At 42.2% G+C, this 23,749-nt stretch carries 16 protein-coding genes; 5 read left to right on the forward strand and 11 right to left on the reverse strand.

Annotated features, from left to right (window positions below; all coding sequences use genetic code 11):
• Positions 1–850 precede the first annotated feature (850 nt).
• The gene (locus ACMVDV_RS08545) at positions 851–1,885 is read right to left on the reverse strand and encodes an IS110 family transposase (protein WP_416157821.1); all 1,035 of its coding nucleotides are present in this window, start codon (positions 1,883–1,885) and stop codon (positions 851–853) included.
• Between the two features lie 279 nt (positions 1,886–2,164).
• Between ACMVDV_RS08545 and ACMVDV_RS08550 the strand changes: the two genes are divergently transcribed.
• On the forward strand, positions 2,165–3,310 hold the full coding sequence (locus ACMVDV_RS08550) for a PQQ-dependent sugar dehydrogenase (RefSeq protein ID WP_416157822.1): 1,146 nt from the start codon (positions 2,165–2,167) through the stop codon (positions 3,308–3,310).
• A 48-nt stretch (positions 3,311–3,358) separates the two neighbouring features.
• On the opposite strand, the gene ACMVDV_RS08555 is transcribed toward ACMVDV_RS08550, so the two are convergent.
• Entirely contained in the window at positions 3,359–4,936 is a 1,578-nt protein-coding gene (locus ACMVDV_RS08555; RefSeq protein ID WP_416157823.1) for an RICIN domain-containing protein, read from the reverse strand.
• A gap of 407 nt (positions 4,937–5,343) precedes the next feature.
• On the opposite strand from ACMVDV_RS08555, the gene ACMVDV_RS08560 reads away from it, so the two are divergent.
• Positions 5,344–5,793 carry a carboxymuconolactone decarboxylase family protein gene (locus ACMVDV_RS08560; RefSeq protein WP_416157824.1) on the forward strand — a complete coding sequence of 150 codons (450 nt, stop codon included), beginning with the start codon at positions 5,344–5,346 and terminating at the stop codon, positions 5,791–5,793.
• Entirely contained in the window at positions 5,783–6,520 is a 738-nt protein-coding gene (locus ACMVDV_RS08565) for a helix-turn-helix domain-containing protein (protein WP_416157825.1), read from the forward strand. The genes ACMVDV_RS08560 and ACMVDV_RS08565 overlap by 11 nt, the downstream gene beginning before the upstream one ends.
• A 68-nt stretch (positions 6,521–6,588) precedes the next feature.
• Here ACMVDV_RS08565 and ACMVDV_RS08570 read toward each other — a convergent pair whose 3' ends face one another.
• Together ACMVDV_RS08570 and pbp4b are read right to left on the reverse strand one after the other, a co-directional pair.
• Positions 6,589–7,965, reverse strand: a complete 1,377-nt coding sequence (locus ACMVDV_RS08570) for a Na+/H+ antiporter NhaC family protein (RefSeq protein ID WP_304180766.1) — start codon at positions 7,963–7,965, stop codon at positions 6,589–6,591.
• 147 nt (positions 7,966–8,112) lie between these two features.
• Positions 8,113–10,560, reverse strand: a complete 2,448-nt coding sequence (gene pbp4b / locus ACMVDV_RS08575) for a penicillin binding protein PBP4B (RefSeq protein ID WP_416157826.1) — start codon at positions 10,558–10,560, stop codon at positions 8,113–8,115.
• Positions 10,561–11,031: 471 nt separating this feature from the next.
• On the opposite strand from pbp4b, the gene ACMVDV_RS08580 reads away from it, so the two are divergent.
• Entirely contained in the window at positions 11,032–11,877 is an 846-nt protein-coding gene (locus tag ACMVDV_RS08580) for a MurR/RpiR family transcriptional regulator (RefSeq protein WP_192540493.1), read from the forward strand.
• A gap of 494 nt (positions 11,878–12,371) precedes the next feature.
• Positions 12,372–15,413 (forward strand): carboxypeptidase regulatory-like domain-containing protein, encoded by a 3,042-nt coding sequence (locus ACMVDV_RS08585; RefSeq protein WP_416157827.1) that lies wholly within the window; start codon positions 12,372–12,374, stop codon positions 15,411–15,413.
• A 299-nt stretch (positions 15,414–15,712) separates the two neighbouring features.
• Here the strand turns inward: ACMVDV_RS08585 and ACMVDV_RS08590 are convergent, their stop codons facing one another.
• The 7 genes from ACMVDV_RS08590 to ACMVDV_RS08620 all read right to left on the reverse strand — a co-directional run bounded on the left by ACMVDV_RS08590 (position 15,713) and on the right by ACMVDV_RS08620 (position 23,712).
• A complete protein-coding gene (locus tag ACMVDV_RS08590; RefSeq protein WP_416159071.1) occupies positions 15,713–16,858 on the reverse strand; it encodes an exo-beta-N-acetylmuramidase NamZ domain-containing protein in 1,146 nt (381 codons plus the stop codon).
• 36 nt (positions 16,859–16,894) lie between these two features.
• A complete protein-coding gene (gene murQ / locus ACMVDV_RS08595) occupies positions 16,895–17,830 on the reverse strand; it encodes an N-acetylmuramic acid 6-phosphate etherase (protein ID WP_416157828.1) in 936 nt (311 codons plus the stop codon).
• On the reverse strand, positions 17,827–18,732 hold the full coding sequence (locus ACMVDV_RS08600) for a BadF/BadG/BcrA/BcrD ATPase family protein (RefSeq protein ID WP_416157829.1): 906 nt from the start codon (positions 18,730–18,732) through the stop codon (positions 17,827–17,829). The genes murQ and ACMVDV_RS08600 overlap by 4 nt, the downstream gene beginning before the upstream one ends.
• A complete protein-coding gene (locus ACMVDV_RS08605) occupies positions 18,729–20,324 on the reverse strand; it encodes a sodium:solute symporter (protein ID WP_416157830.1) in 1,596 nt (531 codons plus the stop codon). The genes ACMVDV_RS08600 and ACMVDV_RS08605 overlap by 4 nt, the downstream gene beginning before the upstream one ends.
• A 116-nt stretch (positions 20,325–20,440) precedes the next feature.
• Complete coding sequence (locus ACMVDV_RS08610) at positions 20,441–21,211, reverse strand: hypothetical protein (RefSeq protein ID WP_416157831.1); 771 nt, start codon at positions 21,209–21,211, stop codon at positions 20,441–20,443.
• Positions 21,208–22,320: a mandelate racemase/muconate lactonizing enzyme family protein gene (locus tag ACMVDV_RS08615; RefSeq protein WP_416157832.1), complete on the reverse strand. Its 1,113-nt coding sequence runs from the start codon at positions 22,318–22,320 to the stop codon at positions 21,208–21,210. The genes ACMVDV_RS08610 and ACMVDV_RS08615 overlap by 4 nt, the downstream gene beginning before the upstream one ends.
• Before the next feature lie 9 nt (positions 22,321–22,329).
• Entirely contained in the window at positions 22,330–23,712 is a 1,383-nt protein-coding gene (locus tag ACMVDV_RS08620) for an NlpC/P60 family protein (RefSeq protein ID WP_416157833.1), read from the reverse strand.
• Between the last annotated feature and the right edge of the window lie 37 nt (positions 23,713–23,749).

Below are 23,749 nucleotides of genomic sequence, written 5' to 3' on the forward strand. Positions count from 1 at the left end.
AAACTCCAATCTCCAATCTCACGTTTAACACCCTTCCCCGTCATCACGGCCTGAAAATAACTAATTGATGAGTAATATCGCGCATGGCAGGATTTTGTTCCCGACAAATCCTAAGTACCTACATCCATGTAGGCAATGCGCGATAAGGCGAAACTAGGCCATGGGTAAAAAGCGCAGCTTTGAACGAGAGGCTATGGATGGCCGAACTGGGGAGCGTACAAGGATGTGTAAGTTGGCCTATCTTCGCCGTTTACGTTCACATCAATTACTTATTTGAAGGATTAAGCGTGATGCTCGGGGCGCCGTGGGGTTCCAAGGGGCGACCGGCGGCAGCCGCCCCTTGGTTGCCGCCAGCAATCTGGCAAAAACCTTGAATAAGATTTTTAATGTAGGTCGCGGATTTATCCCGACAAGAGTTAGCAAGTTAGCAAGTTAGCAAGTTAGCAAGTTAGCAAGTTAGCAAGTTAGCAGAAAAAGCCATCAGCCAAGGTGATACAACTTTTTGGGCTAAAGCCCAGCAAGCTTAGCGCCTACGGTGGTTCACTTACCACTGGTGTTAACCCCTTCGTGGCTAAAGCCATCTCCTACAAATTAAAGTAGCTAGGTTCTAGGAAGTGACTAGGTGCTTATATGGACTCCCTAAGTAAATCAACAAAGAACTGTCTTTAAAAACAAGTATAGATGCGTGCTTATATACGGGCTTTATTGAGGAGCTACCTCGCCCTAAAATGTACTCGCACCAATAGGCAAATTCTAGGAAGCGGCATCTAAAGTGCCTTTGGACCTAACTTGCTTCTATTGGTCGGTCTTACCTGCTTTACATCGCTCTTTGCTGATTCAACATGGAATATCAAACCAATGAGATTGGCTGATATTCCGTGTCATTCTTTAATATCGCATACGCGGTTCTCACCGTTTTGTTTGCTAAAGCAACCGCTGCGATTTTTTTGCCTCTTCTCTCAACTAAGGCTTGTAGCCAACGCTCTTTGCTTGTTCTAGCTGGACGTTTACTCACTTGAGTGATAACAGAAAGCGCTCCTTGAAAAAGAGTGGAACGAAGTCGCTTATCTGCATTACGCTTTGAAATATGTCCAATACGTTCTTTACCACCTGAACTATGTTGCTTTGGCGTTAACCCTATATTTGCTGATGCTTCACGACCGTTGGTAAAATTCTCACCCTGACCTAAACGCACCGCTAGCCCTAAAGCACCGATGGGGCCGACACCCTCTAACTTCATCAACTTTTGACAGGTAGTATCATATTTTACCGCGTCTTCGAGCTGGCGTTCCAAAATGGCAACATGTTCGATTTGCTGTAGCAAGTGCTGCCATAAATAATTCAGTGTTTCACGAAAAGACTGAGGCAAGCTATTTTCAGCGTCTTCCAGAATAAAAGGAATGTGCTTACGGAGCTGGGATAAGCTTGGTGGCACAATAATACCAAACTCTCCAAGTAAGCCCCTGATTTGATTACTCTGTGCTATTTGATGTGTCTTTGCTAAATGACGAGCTCGCTCCAATGATTGCAGAGCCTGCTCTTCGGCAGATTGCACACGAGCACCATGGATATGCTCTTGAGAAGCGGCGATTGCGATAGCTAAAGCATCATTACGATCCGTTTTTTGCTTAGTTTGGAAAGGCTTAACTGTTCTTGCGGAAATGACTTTGACTTCGTGACCAAGAGCACGTGCTAGCCTAGCCCAATATTGCGCACTACCACACGCTTCCATCGCCACCACTGAGCGTGGCTGCTTAGCAAGCAGCTCTTTTAGCTTTGCTCGGCTAAGCTCTCGGTTGAAGAGGATTTTACCTTTTGGATCTCGCTTGCAGACTTGAAAAACATTTTTTGCTAAATCAATAGCCAATATATTAGTATCTTTCATGTATGGACTCCTTTGGTTAATCTTTTGTCGGATTAAAACCGTACCTCCTCAGGGAGAGGGAGTCCATACATCTAGGATTGTTCCGTAGCTCGTCGCACGAAGCCATAGTTTTCATTCTCTGTGCAGCGAAGCACTCTGCCCAACCTACAACATCCGCGCGACAACCCCGTCATTTATCTTATATTTCACGTAGGTAGTCGCACTTTAGTGAAAGTTAATAACAATTTAATCTTGAACACGCTACTCTATTTACATCGTGTTTAAAAAATTGGAGTTACCATGAAAAAGTCTTTTTGTAGCAGTTTAGTCATCGCTCTTGCCAGTTTAACCAGCTTGCAGGCGTGTGCGCAGCAACCGGAACAAGAAATTCCTGTCGCTAAAAGCGCTGATAAGTATGAGCTTGAATTAGTTGCCAAAGGGATTCAAATTCCTTGGGGAATGGCGTGGCTTAACGAGCAAGATTTATTGGTAACAGATCGAGCCGGTGAACTTAGACTGATTCGTGATAACAAGCTGCTAGAGCAAAAAATTGCAGGGCTGCCTAAAATGCATGCTGAGGGTCAAGGCGGCTTATTAGATATCGAGCTTGATCCTAATTTTAAAGACAATGGCTGGATTTACTTCTCTTACTCAGGTTATGAAGGTGATGAGCAAGGCTACAATACTTCAATTATGCGTGCGCGCTTAAAAGATATGGCGTTAGTCGACTCACAACTGCTGTTCGACGGTGCGCCAAACACTACAACCACCAAACATTATGGCTCGCGTATTGAGTTTGATAAAGACGGCTATTTGTATTTTTCGATTGGCGACCGTGGCGAGCGTGATGTTCACCCGCAAAGCTTAGAATATGACGCTGGTAAGATTCACCGTATTAATCGCGATGGTTCAATCCCTGAGTCAAACCCGTTTGTAAATCAGCCAAACGCGCGTAAGAGCATTTATTCGTATGGCCATAGGAACCCGCAAGGCATGGCTATGCACCCAGAAACGGGAGCAATTTGGAGTCATGAACACGGCCCTCGCGGCGGTGATGAAATCAATATTATCAAGCCCGGCGCTAACTATGGCTGGCCGGAAGTAACTCACGGTATTAATTACATTGGCACCAAAATTACTGATGAAACAAGTAAAGAAGGCATGGAACAACCTGATTGGGTGTGGGTGCCATCAATCGCACCTTCTGGTATGGAGTTTGTTACAAGTAGCAAATACCCGCAGTGGCAAGGTCATGTACTTGTTGGCGCAATGAAGTTTGCGCACTTAGTGTTAGTTGAACTCGATGGTAATAAAGTAACCGCTCACAGCAAGCTGTTTGAAGGGGCTGGCCGAGTACGTAGTATTGCCAGCCACCCAAATGGCGACTTATACCTTGGCATCGACGGCATAGGGATTTTCCGTATCGTACCTAACAGTAAGATTTAACGCTTAGTACCTCACATAAAGCCCTCGTCATAGAGGGCTGTTTGCTTATTACTGCGGGCCGGTACCGCCATCAACTTGACTGCCTAAGCTACTGGCATTGTCTAAACTGTATGGGTATAACTGGATATCATTAAAGATATTTGCACCGCTATCGCGATACTGATCGGTTGCTGACACACCTGTATACACATTACCTGAGGCGCTAAAGTAACCTGAGCCTTGGTTCCAATGTGGTTTTGCACTGTTTTCAAAGTAGTTATTTTCTACCAGTACTTCAGCGCCATTACCTGCACTAATTGCGAAGTAAGTAATGTTTTTCCAATAGTTATTAAACATATGCACGCGTGAATTATAACCATCTATTTTAGGGTTACGACCTGCTGCAGTGTCCCAAAAATTGTGATGTGCTGTAACTTGTGAGTTTTGGAATAAATGCGTATACCAATGTTGGTTAGCGCACACTTGTGGATTATAACCATAAAAACGGTTCCAACTTAAGGTGACATTTTGGCTATTGCCAATATCAATATAGCCATCACTGATTTTATTAAATGCCATATGGTCAATCCAGATGTGGCTACTGTCATCAACAGAAATAGCATCACCAGCTTCAACTAACGCGGGGTTAATGTCTTCAAGTAAAATATTACGAATTATAATATTACGTTGATTGCTGATCACTAAACTCGCGCCGATAATTTTTGAGTTTGCTCCTAATCCCTCAAGGGTTTTATTTGAGCGCACAATTAAGCGAGAGTCATTGCGTGTGACATTAACCGTGTTGTTTGAGCTGCTACCTAATTCGCTGCAACTTTGACTGCCAACCGGTACGCGATACCAGGTTTTTCCGTTATCGCCCCATGTAGCGCAATCAAGCGGACACGCTGCAACAGTGCGATTTGCCGTGTGGCAGTTAATGGTTGTATTGTTAGGAACTTGAATAACCGCAGTTGAATTTGAGTTTAATGCGGCTGTAAGCGCACTACAGCTAGTGACTATTGTTGGCGATACATTACCGCCGCCCGTGGTGGTTGCAAGGCCATCGCCGCCTGGTTGCGCTGCAAAACCAATTAACTCGCTTGAAGTTTGGCTGCTACCGCAACTACCTGAAACTGGGTTGATATACCAACGCTGCGAACTGCCACCCGCATCATCATTTTGATAAACATTCGCGCCGTTTTGCGAACCTGCCACAGTTAATGACTTTTGCGTAAGTTTATTCACGATGTTAAAGCCACCCGATGAAGACGCCTTGAGTTGCCAGCGTTGATTGTCACCTTGCCAATCGTCATACACCACAATATTTGCGCCGTTAGACTGCGACGAGTTGAGTACATCAAGTACTTGGTTATTATGCTGTGCACGAATAGTCCAATAACCGTCACTGCCCTTGGTGAAGGCAAACTGCTGGTTTGCACCACCCCAATATTGATAGCTAATTACATCCGGTGCGCCACTGCTATCAGAAGTGTTAACGTCTAATGCCAAGTTAGAACCACGGTTGATAACAGAGTAAACCCCGCCAGATGTGGGCATAGTTGTACAGTTTTCTGCCAATGTAGCAAAGCTACAGGCAGATAACAGCAGTAAAAATAAACTCTTTTGCCATTGTATCAGTGTTGTCATAACGCTCATTCTGTTGCTCCAATTTATGCCATTCCTTGAATGGTGTTGTGTTAACGCAAAGCCAGTACTTAAGTACCATCAATTAAACAATTATCGTTTGCGTCCCTCATACTAAGATCATTTGTATTACAAATAAAGACAAATGTTAAATTAAGGTAAAATTATTTTGTAATCGCTTTAATTATGATTAAACGAAGAAACTGACTCATTTAAATATTCGCAAGCCGTAAAGATAAACAACAAAATATCAAGCACTTATGTTTTTATATATTATTTTAACGACATGGCTGAGCCATAGTGCAGTACTCCAACGACTAACAATCATGACAAAAAGTCGCTTTTTTCCAATTATTTTGCTTTATCAATAGGCAAACTAAGTATTAGTTTTTTATCTACTAGGAACGATCATGAAAAGAGCAAATTACTTTAATATCGAACCCGAGTTAATGACCTACTTGATTGATCAAGAAGCACTGATCAAACAAAAAGTCGAGGCAAGCTTTGGGGTGACAATTTGGGAGCTAGTAAAATTAAGAGCGTCACAATTAAATCAATGTGCTTATTGTTTGGCAATGCATAGCGCACAAGCGTTAGATTATGGGGAGAACATTAATCGCATCATTGCCCTCAGTGCATGGCAAGATACGCCGCTTTATAACGACAAAGAGCGTGCCGCATTAGCCCTTTGCGAGAAGTTGACATTGTCGCAGAGCATTGATGATGACTTTTATCTTGCGCTTGCCGAGTTATTTGATCAACGAAGTTTAGTTACCCTAACCGTGGCTATTAATGCTATAAATAGTTGGAATCGTATAGTCAAAATGTTTAAACCTACAGTCGAGTTTAATGAACGATAAATTATTACTTGAGCTTTATCACCCCACGGGCGGTATAGCCGATTATGTGCAAGCAATTTGGTTTGCTAATGCTCAATTTTCAGGAGAGAGTTGGCTTCCCTGCGATGGCGCGAAAGGCGTTATATTTTTAATTTCTGGGCAGCTTAATTTAGCTGGCAGAGCATTACAGCCTCCCTACTTTATGCAAACCATATCAACCCAGTCAGAAAAAGTGTCGTTTACTGCAGGTACCGTTTTTTGTGGGATCAGGTTTAAACCAGCGGGGCTTGCTCACTTACAAAAGGTTAATCATTCACTTGTTGCGCCTGCAACCTTAACGGGTATTGCACAGGCGCTTGCTCAACACGCTAATTTAGATTCATTTATTGATTTGTTGTCGGCGCATCTCAATGCACCAAAAATACACCATCAGGCTATTGAGCACACACAAAAGCTGATCCATAAAATAATCAATCTTACCCCACTCAATACAGCCTACGACCATAGCCCAAAAGGCAAGAGGCAGTTAGAGCGTTACGTTAAAAACACTTGTGGCATCACCGCCAAGCACTTAGCACGCATTTACAGAGCTAGGCAGGCGAAACAACTTATAAAAGACCACCCACAGCTAAGCTTGGCACAACTCGCCCTTGAGTGCGGGTTTGCCGATCAATCTCACCTAAACAATGAGTTCAACGCCATTTTGCAAATAACCCCAGCCAAATATAAAAAGTTAATCCAGCAATAAAAAAGCCTGCTAAATTTGCAGGCTTTCTTACTAACTTTACTCTCGCTAGCTTTACTCTCGCTAACTCTCTACAAAACAATAATGCTCGTAACTAGGTAAGCTACAAAGGTTAAGCCACCAGCGAATAATGCATAGGGCATTTGCGTTTTAACGTGAGTAAGTAAGTCACAGCCCGAGGCAATGGCTGATACTGCACTGGTATCTGATATTGGCGAGCAATGATCGCCAAATACGCCGCCACCTAAAATAGCTGCAATCACTAAAGATGGTGGTAAACCCAGCGCTTGAATTAATGGCACGCCAATCGGGATTAAAATAGCAAATGTGCCCCACGATGTCCCTGTGGTGAAAGAGATCACCGCGCCGGTTACAAACAACACTGGCACCACTAAGTAAATAGGTAAGTAATCACCTACTAATCCTGCCACAAATACACCTGTGCCTAAGTCTTTTAAGCTAGCGCCAAGCGTCAATGAGAGTAATACAATCGCCACTAATGGTAAAAGCTCACCCATGCCTTTAAAACCGATATCAACCAATTTATGGTGCGTAAATTGACGAGAGCTTACCATTAATAAGTAAGCGACAACACAAGCTAAAATAGTGGCGTACAATACTGACTTAGAGCCGCTGCCGCTGGCAATATCACCATCGCCCGACCAATACATAAAGCCAACCATGCTGCCAATTAAAGTAATAAGCGGCACTAACATATAACGCGCTTTGGTGCCTTTTACTTCTTCTTGCAGCTCCGTTTTTTGATGCTCTAGTTGTTCCTCAGCCTTTTTAAGCGGGCCGTGCACTTTATCAAATGAGATGGTATAAAACACAATCAACAAGGTAATGATTGCGTAGAAGTTATAACCGATACTGCCCCATAACACTGAGACTGCCGATTCAGACATTTCATAGTTACCTAATAAGCCAAGTACGTACGCACCCCAACCGTTAAGTAAAATTAAGATACATACTGGGGCACTGGTACTATCGATAATGTAGGCTAGCCGCGCGCGGCTCATTTTAAATTTATCGAATAAACCACGGGATAAAATCCCCGCAGTAAGTACACTTAAGTTAGATTCAATAAATACCGCAATACCCGAGAACATGGTTAAATAGCCCACTTGGCGTTTACTTTTTGCTACGCCTTTGTTCATCAACATATTAACAGTCGCTGCAACACCACCCGATTCACGAATGTAGGCAAGCAACGCACCAATCAAGATACTAAAAATGAGGATACGACTATTTCCCGGTGAGCTTGCGACACTCACTACGCGTTCAATGGTATTTATAAACGTATTAAACAGCGTGTTGCCATCACCTTGCAGTGCTAACAAAAACTCAGAAGAAGCAACTGCGACAAGTAGCGCCATTATTACTTCTTTACGCCAAAATACGATCAATATCGCTATCAACGGCGGTAAAATTGAATACCAAGACATACAATGACCTTTTTAGTAGCGACTGTGCCGCTGTTATAATTATTTTACCTTCAGCACGAAGGTTAGAACAAACCCATTAGCTTAATCAGTTCAGTTATAAACACAACTTAAATCGATCAGCGACAAGCTGAGCACTACCTTTTCTGCTCAAGGCTTATTTAGTATTGCTTCATAAATCAGTGAAATAATTGAGCCATATTTTCCGGTCTCGAATTTTTTACCCACAAATTCATAATGTTTTTCACTGCCTTCTATTGGTGTGTGGCGTGTATTGGTTAGCAAAACAATGGCTAAATCATACGCAGGATCAATCACTGTTACGGTGCCAGTCCAACCAGTATGGCCATACGCTTGCGAGCTTGCGTATGGGCCAAAATGCCATTGTAACGCACCATTACCGGCACGACGCCAGCCTAAACCATAGCTTTCATCACTTGCTTGTGGTGCAATAAATTGCTCAAGTACTTGCGGGGTAAATAGTTGTTTATCGCCATAGCCACCGCGATTTAATAACAGTTGCGCAAGCACACTTAAATCTTGCCCAGTACTAAATAACCCTGCGTGACCGGCTACGCCACCTAAGGCATAAAACGCTTTTTCGTCGTGTACTTGCCCTTGTAAAACATCAGTGCGTACGTTATCAAAATTAATTCGTCCACCTCGGGTGTTACCTTGCAGTTCTGTGGCGGCAATTTGATTTTTAGTAATGCCTTTTTGCAATGGATTATACATTGTACGGGTTAAACCAAGCGGCTGATAAATTTGTCCTTCTACGTAGTTATCAAGCGACTGGCCGCAGAGTCGCTCAACTAACACGCCGAGTAACATGTAATCTACGTCTGAATATAAATGTTTAACGTTACGACCAGCTACAAATGGCACGCCGGTTAGTAATAAGTTTTTAGTGCGTAAACTATTTTGTGAAAAAAACCGCTCGCCAAATTTATTATCTTTACGATGAAAATCCACCACCGCTGGGTAGCCTGCGCTGTGGGTCAATAAATCTTTAACTAAACGCTGCTCGCGTCCTGCTCCTCTAAATTCTGGTAAGTAATAAAACAATGGTTTTTCTACATCAACTTTACCTTCACTGGCTAATTTCATTAACGCTAAGTTAGTGGCAAACATTTTTGAATTAGAGGCGATATCAAATAACGTATCGCTTTTCATCTGCTGCGGCTGCGCTAATAATGAGCCATCGGCTTGGTATTTTTTTGCATCGCCATAGTGGCTTAATTTTACTAGTTGACCATCTTTGATCACTGCCAATACGGCACCAGGAAATCCCGCCGCCACCTCTTCGTTGATCAGCTCATCAACGTGACTAAACACATTTGATTTTAAAGGCTTAGTTGCAAGTGTTGGATAAGGAAAGCGTAATGTTAAGCTTGCCCCTTCAGGTTGCACATTCTCAACTTTAAAGGTATTGCTGCCATTATGAGTACGTTTAGATAAGCTATATTCGTACACTTTATTAGCAGTAAATGGTTGAGCAATATTTATTTTTTCACCATTAATAAAAATATCAGCGCTGCTTGCAGTGTTATTTTCAATAATGATTTGGCCTCGGCCTTTATACGCTTTAAACGTACCGCGATCGTTAACCAAGCTGCGAGAACTAGGATTAGGATTTGGTATGTGCAGTACTACTTGTGCATTAGCCAGTGGTTCAACAACTTGCTCAGGTGCAGTTTGCTGTTGTTGATATTGCTGCATTAACTTTGCGGCTTTTTTCGGAAAATATTTTTCCATTAAAGCAAACAATACCGCAGCACTGCGTGCATCTGCATTACCACTTACATGCCAAGGTAAAAAGTGCATTTGAAAGGCACTTAACGTATCAAGGGTTTGTGGGTCAAGTTGATTAGTCGCTTGTACATCATAGCCATAACCACGTAGCGCTGTTTGCATTAAACCAACAGACGGTTTTACTAAGCTAAATTGCTGCCAATACTTATCAACTGTATCACTGTCATACCATGCACCAATACCAGCCTGATATAGTTGATACCATGGAAAACGCGGACCCGGATCGTTTTTACGCGTCGGCGCTATATCTGAGTGGCCTACCACCTGAGTAGGGCCAATGTCAGGATTGCGCGCCAAAATACCTTTACTGAGTTCAATCAATAACGCCATTTGTTTAGCGTCATAATCCGGGAAAATACACAATTTTGCAGCGTCATTTTCCATCTGCACATCAGCTTTTATTTCAGGGTAGTGACAGCTTGGTACATTTACTATTTCAATACCAATTGATTGATCGTTTAACTCTTCACGACCTTGCCAATAGCTTCGCCCTGCATGCCACGCTCTATCATGTTCATCAACCAGTTGAATTACTTTTAACTGCTCTTCTGGATAGCTGGCATCATTCGACTCTGGCAATAAGTAATGAGCACTCAACCCGCCCTCTTCCACCAGCACACGCATTGATTTTTCATAATCAATAGCGGTGTAATGCATCACCAAAAACTTAACACGGTGACTATAATTAGCTGATTGGGTAAATTCATACGTAGTTGAAGCGCAACTAACTAACAGCACAGTTGCAGCAGTTAAACTAAGTTTTCTAAACCAAGATAAAAACGTCATAACTTTCTCATTACTGATTGCTTAGCGTAAACACCAACAAGAGGATCACTAACAGTGATAAGTGCATTTCATAAGCAAATAAATATAGTCGTAGTGTTGTCATTTTAGTATGCACAACAAAATGTAGCCTAAACATTATCATAGTGAAGCAGCTTGTAAATAATTTATTTGCTATCATTTGCAGGAAAGAGATATTTTATCTCCAATTAAGACGTAGCGAGTTCACTCCCCTTAAAAATCGATTACTTAGTGGTATTGGTTGTTGTAAATTTAGCTAATTAAAATTATATTATTCCAATTATTCTTGAAGAATATTCCAAAACATAATATCGTTCATTACGAATAATTTATTTGCTTTGTACGCATAGGCACAAGAGTAAAACAAAGACGGTTACATTCGAACCCACATTGAGTACAAACTTATTTCGATTAATGCTATAAATACGCCAAATATAAAAATAAGCGAGTAGTATGTCTACATTTGTAAAAATTAAAGCCTTACGTCAGTCTCTGTCGAGCAGCGAAGCCAAACTAGCAGACTTCACCTTGAACTCCGCTAATGCTATTCGCAACCTCTCATCCGTAGAGCTGGCCAAAGTGGTGGGTGTAAGCCAGTCGAGTGTTGTGAAATTTTCGCAAAAGCTGGGTTATAAAGGTTTTCCTGCTTTTAAACTGGCAGTTATTGATGCGCTCAATGATGAAACGTCAGAACCCAAGCTACACGGAAAAATTACGTTAAACGATTCTTTAGAACAAATTGCTGAAAAGCTACTCAGCAGTAAGCTGGCCGTGCTGACTGAAACAAAAAATCTCAATGAAGCTGCCGCAATTGAGCAAGCAGTCAGTTTATTAAAGTCAGCCAAACGAATTTTGATTTGTGGTTTAGGCGGCTCAGCTCTAGTGGCTAAAGATTTCTCTTATAAGTTGCAAAAGTTAGGTATGCCAGCCATTGCTGAACCCGATGGTCATGCACAACTAGCTTATGTATCGACCTTCGCTAAAGGCGATTTAGTAATTGCGATCAGTGAATCGGGTGTCACCAGAGAAATTGCTGAGGTAGTAAAGCAAGCTAAAAAGAACGACAGTTATGTGATCTCAGTCACTAAATTTGGGAGTAACCCTGTTGCTGATCAAGCTAATGTTAGGCTGTACTCTGTAGCCGAAGAAGAGTCAGTACGGCTATCATCGATACTTGCCCGTACCGCACAAGACTTTGTTATTGATATTCTATTTATCGCCCTAACGCAGTCAAGCCGCCAAGGACGTAAATTATTAGAACATTCAAACGATGTTGTAGGTGAATTTAGAAATCACTAACGCACTACATCGTAAAGCATTAAGGCCACAATTGTGGCCTTTGTTGTTATAAAAGCCATGCAATAATTACCTATCACTCGCCTGCAAATTTATAAATTATTTCTTTATTCCATGCTAAACAAAATTTTTTAGTTCATAAAAAATAATTATTATTGTCACTACAGCGGTATTGTTCCAAATCAACCAAAAATACTCCCTTTTTAGTAATAAAAAACAAAAGCTTTTTATTTCAATATATTAAAAATAATAAACTGCACCAAAAACCGAAAAACACTCCCCCAGCCTTGTGCTTATATTGGCAAAAAATATAACAAAACCAGTTTTTATATATTTTATTTATACATACAGCAAAAATAAGGAAAAATTTATTCTTGACCATTAATGACAACATCTGTTTAATAGAGTGGCAACAATTGATTAAAGTTTATAACTCTGTTTGGGAAATCAACAAAGCTCAGAGCGATAAGCTAATTATAATAAGGACGGGGAAAACAATGAAAAAACATGTACCAACCTTCACTATAAGCTCGTTAGCGCAGGCCACACACCGCGCTCTGAGGGTTCCTAAAACTGCAATAACCACCGCTATAATAGCGGCCTCGCTGGCAAGTGCTCCTGCATTCGCGAATTTAAACGGTAGCATTAAAGGCAAGGTAAAAACCGAGCAAGCAAACCAATCACTAGCGGGTATTACTGTCACAGCTCGTAGTAACGTCATGCCAAAAGCACGTACCGTAGCAACTAAAGAAGACGGCTCATACGATTTACCACAGCTAAAGCCTGGCACTTACGAGCTGACCTTTGAAGACAGCAGCGGCGTTACACAAACAATAACTGTTGATGTGCTGCTAGAGCAAACCTCAAGTGCTAATGTTGTACTTGGCGGTAAAAAAGATAATGTTGAAGTAATTACAGTGACAGGTAGTAAACTGTTTCGACAAGGTAAATCAGCACTCACAAACTCATTAGGTGAAGAGGGAATTAATAATGTCCCTGTAGGTCAAGATTACCGAGACCTTTTGAAGCTTGTCCCTGGTATAGAACTTTCGGCAAATTCAACGTTGGGCCCATCAGCGGGTGGCTCAGGTGTTGATAACTCGTATGGCTTTGATGGTGTTAATGTGTCATTGCCGATGTATGGAAACTTAGCTTCAGAGCCATCAACACACGATGTTGCCTTTGTTACTATGGATCGTGGCGGTGCAAAAGCGGTCGGCTTTAACCGTTCTGGTGGCTTTTCAATTGACACAGTATCAAAATCTGGTACGGATGAATTCCACGGTAATATAGAATACAAAATACAACCAAAAACCTTTGTTGCAACGCCAGTCGGTGAAGAGAGCTTTGAGCTTGATAAAAATTGGTTAACCGCCAGTTTAAGCGGTCCACTTATTGAAGATACATTATATTTTTACACCTCTTATTACCGTCCTGAAGAGACCAAAGCAAACAAAAACACAGCCTATGGCGAAGTAAAAGATTATGAGAGTATCCGCGACGAATACTTTGCTAAATTAACCTGGGCACCAACTGATGATATTTTGATAAATATCTCGCAACGTACCTCAGATAAAGAAGTGAAAGGCGATTCGATTGCGGCTTACGAGATGGACACTGTATCGGTCGGTAGTAAAGCTGATCAAGATATCTTTACTTTAGATGGTTCATGGATCTTAGGATCAGCAACCACACTTTCGTTCCAATATAGTAAGTTTGAATTAGAAACTGGCTCACAGCCTGATACGCCATTAAGTGTCGTCCCCTCTTTATCGAGTCAGCTTGATATTAATAACTTAGCGCAAATGGGTTATTTTTCAGTGCCAAGCTTAAGGGATTATGATCCAGATGAAGGATTCAGCGAAGCGCAAATTGCCGCCTATAATGCTGGCGCAACGGCATTAATTAATACCTATGGCTATCTTGAAGACGGTGTGATGAAAGGCAGTGGTGGTGTTGGTGCATTCGCTACTTATGACAATCAAAACTTTTATCGTGATTCATTTGAAGTTAGTTTAGAGCATGAACTTAGCTGGGGTGATGCATATCACACACTTCATTTTGGCGCGAAATGGGAAGAAGGCGAAGAGCAACTAACCAGACTCTCTAACGGTTGGGGTTCAATTGCATACATTGGTGGCTTAGTTGATGCGGATGCAAACACTGATGGTTTTGATCCTGCAAATGCTATCTATCGAGCTCGTGTCCAACAAATGAGTTTAGCTACGGCTGATGGCGCGCCTGTTACGGGCATTAACTCTGAAACACGCAGCCTAAACTTTGAAATTAACGATACCATTGAAGTGGGTGATTGGACTTATAACTTAGGGTTGCTGATCAGCCAAGACACTTGGTATGGTCAAGGCTTAAAAGCTAAATCGGGTACTATTTCTGGTTATGAAGTTGCCCCAGGTCACAAGTACAAAATGTATCAAACAGACTGGAAAGATATGCTACAACCTCGTTTAGGTGCAACATGGACTTATTCTGACGAGGATTCCGTATTTGCAAACTTTGCGATTTATAATCCTGAAGCAAGTTCATTATCTCGCGCAGCATCATGGGATCGCAATACCCGTGCCGAAATTGAGTTATTACTAGATGAAGCCGGTAATATTTTATCATCTTCACCTAGAAATGGTTCGTCTGGTAAAATATTCCAAGATGATATGAAACCACGTCGTATTAACGAATTTACTATCGGAACCACTAAGTATGTTGGTTCTGACTTAGTATTACGTGCCCATGTTCGTCATCGTAAAGGCATGCACTTTTGGGAGGATATGCCAAACAATGCGCGCCTAACTGATTACTCAACTGTTGATGCTGAAGGTGTACCGCAACACATTGCAGATAAAGGCTTATATGTAGCTAACTTAGCTGATATTCGTGACGAAATTGGTGGTTCATCTTATGTTATTGCCGAGGTTGATGGCGGCGAAACCAAATACTGGGAAGCCAGCCTAGAAGCTGAATACATGGGCGAAAACAGCTATGTTAATGCCTCATATGTATGGAGTCATTACTACGGTAACTTTGACCAAGATAACACCACAACAAGCAATGATGCGAATAACTTTATTGGTTCATCTTACTATGGCGATGGTCGTGGTCGTTACTCTTGGGATAATCGCTATGGCACACTCTCAGGTGATAAACCTCACCTGTTAAAAGTATACGGTTACTATACTCTTCCTTGGCAAGCTAACTTAGGGGCATACTTCGTATTCCAATCAGGTAAAGCATGGGAAGCATGGGATGGCACAACATACGGCTACCCTACAAGCCATATTAGCCGCTATGCAGAGTCTGCAGGTAGTCGTCGCACTGCTAGCCATTGGCAACTTGACTTAAACTATACGCAAGACTTTACGTTCTCTGGTGATATGGAACTACAATTTCGTGCTGATCTCTTCAATGTATTTAATCGTCAAACCGGTTATAACAAAAACCCGTATGTACTTGATGAGAAGTTTGGCGAATCGCGTAGCTACTACAATCCACGTAGCTTACAGTTATCAGTTAACTTTAAGTTTTAATCTAATGGATTAAAGTAAGTGCTCAATGGGCGCTTATTTCCCCATCCATGGTAAGGCCACAATTGTGGCCTTTTTTAATGCCCTTTTTAAAAACTATTAACTCGAGGCATACCAATACCTTGTTTACTTTTATCTCTGCTCGTAGCAAAGTTAAACTGTAGGTCACGGATTTATCCGCAAAGGGTTAACGTCATTGTCGCGAGGTGAACTCGCTGCTACAAATATTCCACCACACAACATTGATTTAAAACTAAAAACGCAGCCTAAGCTGCGTTTTGAAGTTGATAAATAAACAATACTTATTGATATAACAGATATGGCGCACGTTGCTGTTTAAAGCGTGCTAAATCTTGCTGCCAGCTTTGTTTAATTTGCTGCTCAGACTGCCCTGCTTCAATGGCTAAACGCAGCTTGTCTGTGCCCGCCAGTTTATCCATAAAGTCTGCACGTTCAAAGAACGTTTGCTCGTTTTGCGATAACGTTTTGTAGGCGCTAATAAATAAGCGTAAGTCGAGCCCCTTTATTGCGCTGTCACGTAGATCTAAGCCTTGCACTGCAACCCCTTTAAACTTAGGGTTCATAGACGCGCCTTTAATCGCACGAGGAGTAAAACTAAACTCCCCTAGCGGTGTAGGTGAATAGCCAACGACTTGAAATGGAAAGTCTGTGCCACGACCAATAGTAATTGGCGTTGCTTCAAAAAAACACAGTGACGGATAAAGTGCAATTGACTGATCATTTGGTAAATTAGGGCTTGGCTGAACAGGTAAACTATAGGTCATATCGCGGCGATAATGCGCCACAGGTACAACCGTTAAATTAAGTGCAGCAGCTTGATCTATCCACGCTTCGCCCTTAATCATTTTAGCCAACTCGCCCACTGTCATACCATGTAGTACGGGGATTTCATGCATGCCAACGAAGGACTGAAATTTTAAATCTAAAACTGGGCCGTCAACATAGGCAATATTCGGGTTTGGTCTATCCAGTACGATAAATTCAAGGTTGTTTTGCGCCGCGGCTTCCATCATATAATGCATGGAGCTGATATAAGTATAAAAGCGCACGCCAACATCTTGGATATCAAAAATAATGACATCTAATTCGCTTAATACTGCCGCATCGGGCTTTTTATTACTGCCGTAAATAGACACCACATCGATACCCGTTTTTGCATCAACTGTGCTTTTTACATGGGCGCCCGCATCATGATCGCCACGAAAGCCATGCTCAGGAGCAAATATTTTAGTCACATTTACGCCTTTATCACGCAATAAATCAACGATGTGAATGCCATCAACTTGTGAAGTTTGATTAACCACTAAGCCAACGCGTTTGCCCTCAAGTTGAGGCAAGTACTGCTGGTACTGTACTGCACCAACACTCATCGTAGTATCTACTGAACTACTATCCGCAGCGCTATGTTGAGCGCATGCACTCAACATTAAACACTGTAAAATAACCAATATTCTGATCAACATTTAGAGCTCCACCGCTTTACGTAAAAAGCCATCGGCTTGGTTTAACATTTGCTCAGCTTGCGCGGCATCTTTACCTGTTAAAATAATTAAAATAGCTAACTTGGCACTTTGCTTGGCTTGGGCAAGAGCTGCAACGCCTTGTTGATGAGTGCAATCGGTTGCTTGCATAACGATACGAATAGCACGGGCATGCAGCTTTTCATTGCTGGCATTCACATCAACCATCAAGTTTTTATACACTTTACCGGTGCGGATCATACTGGCGGTACTGAGCATATTTAATACTAATTTTTGCGCTGTGCCCGATTTCATGCGCGTTGAACCAGTAACCGCTTCAGCGCCAACTACCGGGCAAATACCGATATCAGGTAGTTTCATAACCGCCGAGTCTGGGTTACAGGTCACACCCACAGTGGTACAGCCCACTGATTTAGCGTAATCAATAGCAGCGCGCACATAAGGGGTACGGCCACTGGCGGCAATCCCTACCACAACATCTTTTGCTTGTAGCTTAACAGCCTTAAGATCTTCAACACCGAGTGTTAAGCTATCTTCGGCGCCTTCCACCGCTTTTTTAAAAGCCGTTTCGCCACCAGCAATTATTCCCATTACTTGTTGATCACTGACGCTGTAAGTGGGCGCACATTCAACCGCATCTAAAATACCTAAGCGACCACTGGTGCCGGCACCAATATAAATAAGTCGGCCACCTTGTTTAAACGCTGTCACGATATGATCAACCGCTTTGGCTATCTCTGGGATCACTAACCTTACTGCTTCTGCAACCTTTTGATCTTCAGTATTAATTTTAGTTAATATCTCAGTACTATCGAGTAAATCAATATCTAAGGTGTCCAGATTTTGTCCTTCTGAGACAATTCCGTTCAGTTCTTCTAAAAGCGCGCGCTGCTGGTTAAAAACATACTCAGGGCTCATCGCGTAATCCTTTTGTGGTCAATTTGTTTAACTAGGTCGGTGGCTAAAATCACCGCACCAACTAATGAATCCCCTCGACGGGGAGATAAATTTTGTTGTATATGTTCATTTAATAACGCAATGGTTACATCTGCTAAGCCACCGATAATAATGACGGGTAATTGACTATCAGCACGGCACTTTTCAATCAACCGCTCGACTTGGCGAGCATGTTCGCTTAGTACCGTATCTGCGAGATAACATTGATCCTTTAAGCTAAAAATAAGCGGGCTAAAGCGTGCATAATCCACCGCTTTGGCACTCAATAGCCAGCTGGAAATATGCTCGCGATCACCGCCAATTTGCTCACTTAATTGTGTTGTTAACGGGTTTTGAGGCTCGTTAAAACGATCAATTTCATCTAACAAGTGCTGTACTGCACTTAACCCTAAGCGTGCACCACCACCAAAATCATCGACTGAGAAACCCCAACCACCGATTAATTTAGTGTCACCTGCGGCTGTTAATCTCGCGGCTACGGCGCCCGTGCCTAAAGCAAGCATGGCGACCGGCTGGCCAAGGTTAGCACCATATAATGAAGTAATGGCATCACTGACAATCATCAGCTGTGCAAATTCAATATCACAGCCAAGCTGTAAAGTCGCAGTGACTCGCTCAACTAAGGCTTTCGATGCACCACCAGCCAACCCCATAACCGCTAAAATTTGACTATGCTGCGCACCACTTTGTTCACACACACTGTTGATCACCTGCTGCAAACTGCTTATTGCTGTATTAAAATCATTGTAAATCGACGCCTCACCTGCATGAGCGGTATACTCTTGGCCACTGGGCAAATGAATTAGCTTGGCGACTGTTTTTGTGCCCCCGCCATCAATTGCAAGGATATAATCTAGGCTCATGCTTGCTCTGCTCCAACTGCCGTTTGACCACGTTGAGCTAACTGTGCTTTACCTAAACAGCAAACTAAGGTCGATAACGCAGTACCAATACACAGCTGCCAAGTAAAGCCTAAATAAAAGCGCTCTGCTGAAGCTGGGAATAGCCAATCAATCATATAAGGCTGCATTAATAGCGTTACCATAAAGCCAACAATTAACGCCGCCAGTACTGAGCCTTCACTACCCCGATTTGTAAATAACGTTGTGAAATACACACCTAATAAACCACTGTATGAAAATACCATTACACTGAGCGCAAACTTTAACAGTGGCATATCACTGTATTGCTGCCAGAAGTAACAAATAATCGCCATCATTGCTAATGCGAAACTTACGACGGCCATGCCAACGCGCCCTGCTTTAACAAAATGATTATCAGCAACGTGTTTATTTTTAGCCGCTAAATAGGGGCGATATAAATCCTGCACAATAACCGATGACATAGAGCTTAACCCTGAGTTTAAAGTTGATATAGCGGCGGCTATAATGCCCACGCTAACTAACCCTTTTACCCCTGCTGGCGCTTCATTTAATACGTAATACATAAAGATAGTGATTTTTTCACCATTAAACTCTTGCACGACTTGCGCGCCCTCACTGTTCATTAATGCTGGCTGTTGGTACACGATATACAGCAATAAGCCAATAAAGATAAACACCAACATCACGGGAATAACCATTACGATAGAAAGTAGTAATGCTTTGCTGCCTTCTTTTTCGCTTTTACACGTCAGTAAACGTTGCGTCATATCTTGATCAAGACCAAAAGCAGCGATATTAAGCAATACAAAGCCGGTTAATACCGACGCCATATTAAATACACCGCTTGGGCCAAAATCTAAATCAAACTTAAAAATAGCCAATTTTGAATCAGCACCGGGGGTCGGCTCATTTAAGGTTGCTAAAATAGTCGATAAATCTGCTGGGATCAGTGTTAATAAACACCAGATAACAGCAATCGCAGCACTCACATACACCACACTTTGCAGCACATCAGAGTAAATTACGCTGCGAATGCCACCAAATACGGTATACAACAAACCAGCGAGCGCTAGCAATAAAGTGGCAATAATGACGCTATCTGCATTGATATTGCCATACAGAATCATTGCCACTGCAATGGCTGCCATATACAAACGGGCGCCACTAGCAAATACACGACCAAATAAGTACATAAGTCCGCTACGGCGTTTTGCTTTAGGGCCGATGCGCTTTTCTAGCAACTCATAAACCGTATACACTTTTTGCTGATAAAACTTAGGGATCAGAAAAATAGACACAATAAACGCGGCAATAAATGCGCCAATATTAGTCGCTAAATACGATAAGTCGCCTTGATAACCTTGGTCGGGCCCACCAATAAAAGTAGCAGCAGATTGTGATGTCGCTAACACTGAAATAGCCACCATCCAGGTCGGCATGCTATTGCCGCCTAAAAAGAAGTCTTTACTTGAATTGGCGCGCTTACGGTTAAACCACCAACCACTGAGTAATAAAATTGCTCCGTAGCTTGCGAACACGAACCAATCTAGCAAGGTGTATTGTGCACTCATTTATTATCCCAACTTCAAACCAATTAATGGAATATATTATTCCATTAATTCAATAAAAAGAAAACAGTTTTATTATTTACTTTATAAAGCCAGCTAACAAACGGGCTTCATACATATTATTTAATGGTAGGCAACTTCCAAAGTAATTGTTTTTGTTGATATTGTGAGGCAGGTAAACTCACGAGTAATGGCTTTTTCTGCTCATCTAACCATGCTAACAAGGTATCCATGTTTTGCTCTGTCATTGCCGTACAGCCTGCGGTTGGTTTATTTTCTGCACGCCATAAGTGCATGAAAATACAACTGCCTGCACCATCGATATTTTGACTATTGTGCTTAACCACTAAGCCTTTTTTATACAAGTCATCTTGACTATAAATATCACGGCGCATCCACTCCGATGAACCTTTTACCGCCGCCTCTCCGACCACAGATTTATCAACCAATTGGTTATAAAATGGCGAGCCTTTGACATCAATACAGTAATCATCGGCAGTCATGCCCTGATAGGTCAAATTGGTAGTTAATGAATCTAAATAACCAAATGCGCTGCCTAGTTCAAAAATTCCTGCGGGTGCCTTACCATCGCCTTCTTGTTTTTGTTCGCCCGCTTGCTCTGGGTGTAAGCCAATTCCCCACGCTAAACCGGTGCGCCCTAATACCACACTGTGCTTTTGCCCTTGTTGTTGCCACTGCCCTGCAACCCGTTCAAATCGATACAACTGCGCGCCAATCGCTTGCCAGTCATCGGCCACCACCACTACTAGTTGTTGGCTCTGCGCTGGGATCACAGTCTCACTTGTAACCACCGAGCTCGCACTCGTTTCACTATTAGCGCAGCCACCGAGGGCTGTGGTGGCAAGCAGGGTTATTATTATTTTTTTCATAACGGCCAAACTCCATCGTTGATCGGTTGTAAGGTATCGATACTTTTAATGCCCAAACCTGGGCCATCACTTAAGGTGATCGCTGGGCCATTAAATTCCACGCCGCCTTGCACCGGATCATATTGACCCAATGCTGGGCCATCTAAATCTATTTTACTGATCTGCTGGGCTTTTGCCGACGCTAAATGTGCCGCCCCAGCAACGGCAATACTGCCTTCTAACATGCAACCGATCATGCAATCAGCTTGATACTGCGCGGTAATATTGGCAATTTCAATAGCACGACTTAGGCCTCCGGTTTTCATTACTTTAATATTGATAATATCAACGGCATTTTGCTCTAATAATTGAATTACTTGCTGTGGCGAAAAGGCACTTTCGTCGGCCATAATTGGCGTGTTAACTCGCTCAGTGATATATTTTAAGCCTTTAAAATCATCACTTTTTACCGGTTGTTCAACAAGTTCTAATTCAACATTGTGGCTTTCTAGTTTCTGTAATGCAAACACCGTTTGCTTGGCATTCCAGCCTTGATTGACATCCAAGCGAATTTTCGTTTGCTGACCAAATCCCTGATAAATCGCTTTCACTCGTTCGATATCTTGCTGTAGATCATTACCTATTTTTACTTTTAAAATATCAAAGCCTTGTGACACTGCCAGGGCACAATCACTGAGCATTTTATCGATATTATCCACACTAATAGTGATGTCGGTACGTAAGGTTTTACTGCCACCGCCAAGCAACTTATACAACGGTGCTTGGTATAATTTTCCCCACAAGTCATACACTGCTAGCTCGAGCGCGGCTTTTGCGCTGTAGTTTGCCACTACGCTCGATTGGATCACTTGGCATATTTGATTAAGGTTTTCAATTTCCATACCAAGCAATTTTGGCGCTATAAATTGTTTAATAACGCTAAGGATACTTTGGTGAGTATCGCCGGTAATTACCGGCGTCGATGCCGCAGCACCGTAGCCAATTTCACCTTTATCGGTTTCGATGATCACCACTAAATCTTCAATAAAGCTCACTTCACGCAGTGCTGTTTTAAATGGCGTAACTAATGGCACTTTTAGTTTAGCAAACCGTATCGCGGTAATTTTCATGGTTTACTCCTAGCGAATACGTTTAATGTTATAAATGCGGTCTAAATAGCTCTTTGTCTGCGATAAACGCAGTGGCAATAAAGGCGTTACTGATACGCCATTAAGTGAACTTGAATAAAAACTACCATCAGGCTTATTATAACCAAGCCCTTTCACATCATGTATGACATAAGGCTGGCCGTCTTGCTCACCTAAATACATCATCACATGACCTGGTATATAAATTAGATCGCCTACCTGCATTTTACTTACTATGGCAAGCTTCTGTTGCTCTGAGTTGGTATTATCAAAACGATAATTTATACCGTACTCGCCTTTACCTTGCTGGCCCGAATTTCGCGGCATTAATAAACCAAAGGTTTTGTATATTTCGCCAACAAAACCGGTGCAATCACGGCCGTTGTAATCATGGCCCCAGCCATAACGTTCGCCTAAAAACTTAAACCCTTGCTTGACTAAATGCTGTTGGTTGTAAGGTAAATAGCCAAGGTTGACATCACTACTGCGACTAATCAGTGCCGGTTTTAACACTAACTGACCTTGCTGATCACGGGTTGGCAATTGTACAACATAGCTTGCGTAAGTATTTTGCCCATGAAGTAAATTTGGCACCTGCTGCGAGTCAACTAAAGGCAGGCGCACTCCCATATCTAATTGTACTTGTGATGTACTACTGTCATCAGGCACATAAGCAGTATTAACTTTAGCAGCAGTGACCAATAAAAAATCATCGTTATTTTTAAATTCACGAAGTGTACTTTTATTCGATATCGCAATATCCGCTTTGGGTGCCCAAGCTAAATAATTATAAGCACGCACCAGTAACCATTGTTTATCGGCACTTTCATGCAAAATAGCAACGGTGTCACCAGGGAACAAACCGCTTTCTTGAAAACGATCAAGGTCTTTATCTAAACCACTGTTTAATACTCTATCCCAGGTTGGAAACGTACGCAGTACAGAGCGTTTTACCGCCATGCCATAACTAACTTGATTGTTATCTGCCAGCGCGTCTAAATTCAAATTCGCTTGGTATTTTGCAAAATGCTGAGCGGTTAATGGGCTGCCATTAGGATAAAAACGTGGGCTTTTTGGTACTGCACTAATACTGAGTATATGTGCCTTTAACTGCTCACGAGTTAGCTGTGAGGCAAAATCGAGTGGATCAACAATATGTTCATTTTCAGCAATCAATTGTTTATTAAATGCCGCGATTTGTGCTGCACTCATCAGCGTTTTATCCGTCACTTGGCTGAGCCAGTGCTGTGGGGTTAATTGTGATTGATTGACCCCAATGACATCTGATTGCCAGATGTTAACCGCAGCCACACTGGGTGCCATAGTAACAATACTGGCTAATGAAATACTCAGGGCGATAAGTGTTAGTCGCATTCGGGTAATCCTCTATTATCAATTTACTTTATAAATT

Origin of the sequence: Pseudoalteromonas sp. ASV78 (genome assembly GCF_047806705.1) — a bacterium.
GTDB lineage: Bacteria > Pseudomonadota > Gammaproteobacteria > Enterobacterales > Alteromonadaceae > Pseudoalteromonas > Pseudoalteromonas prydzensis_A.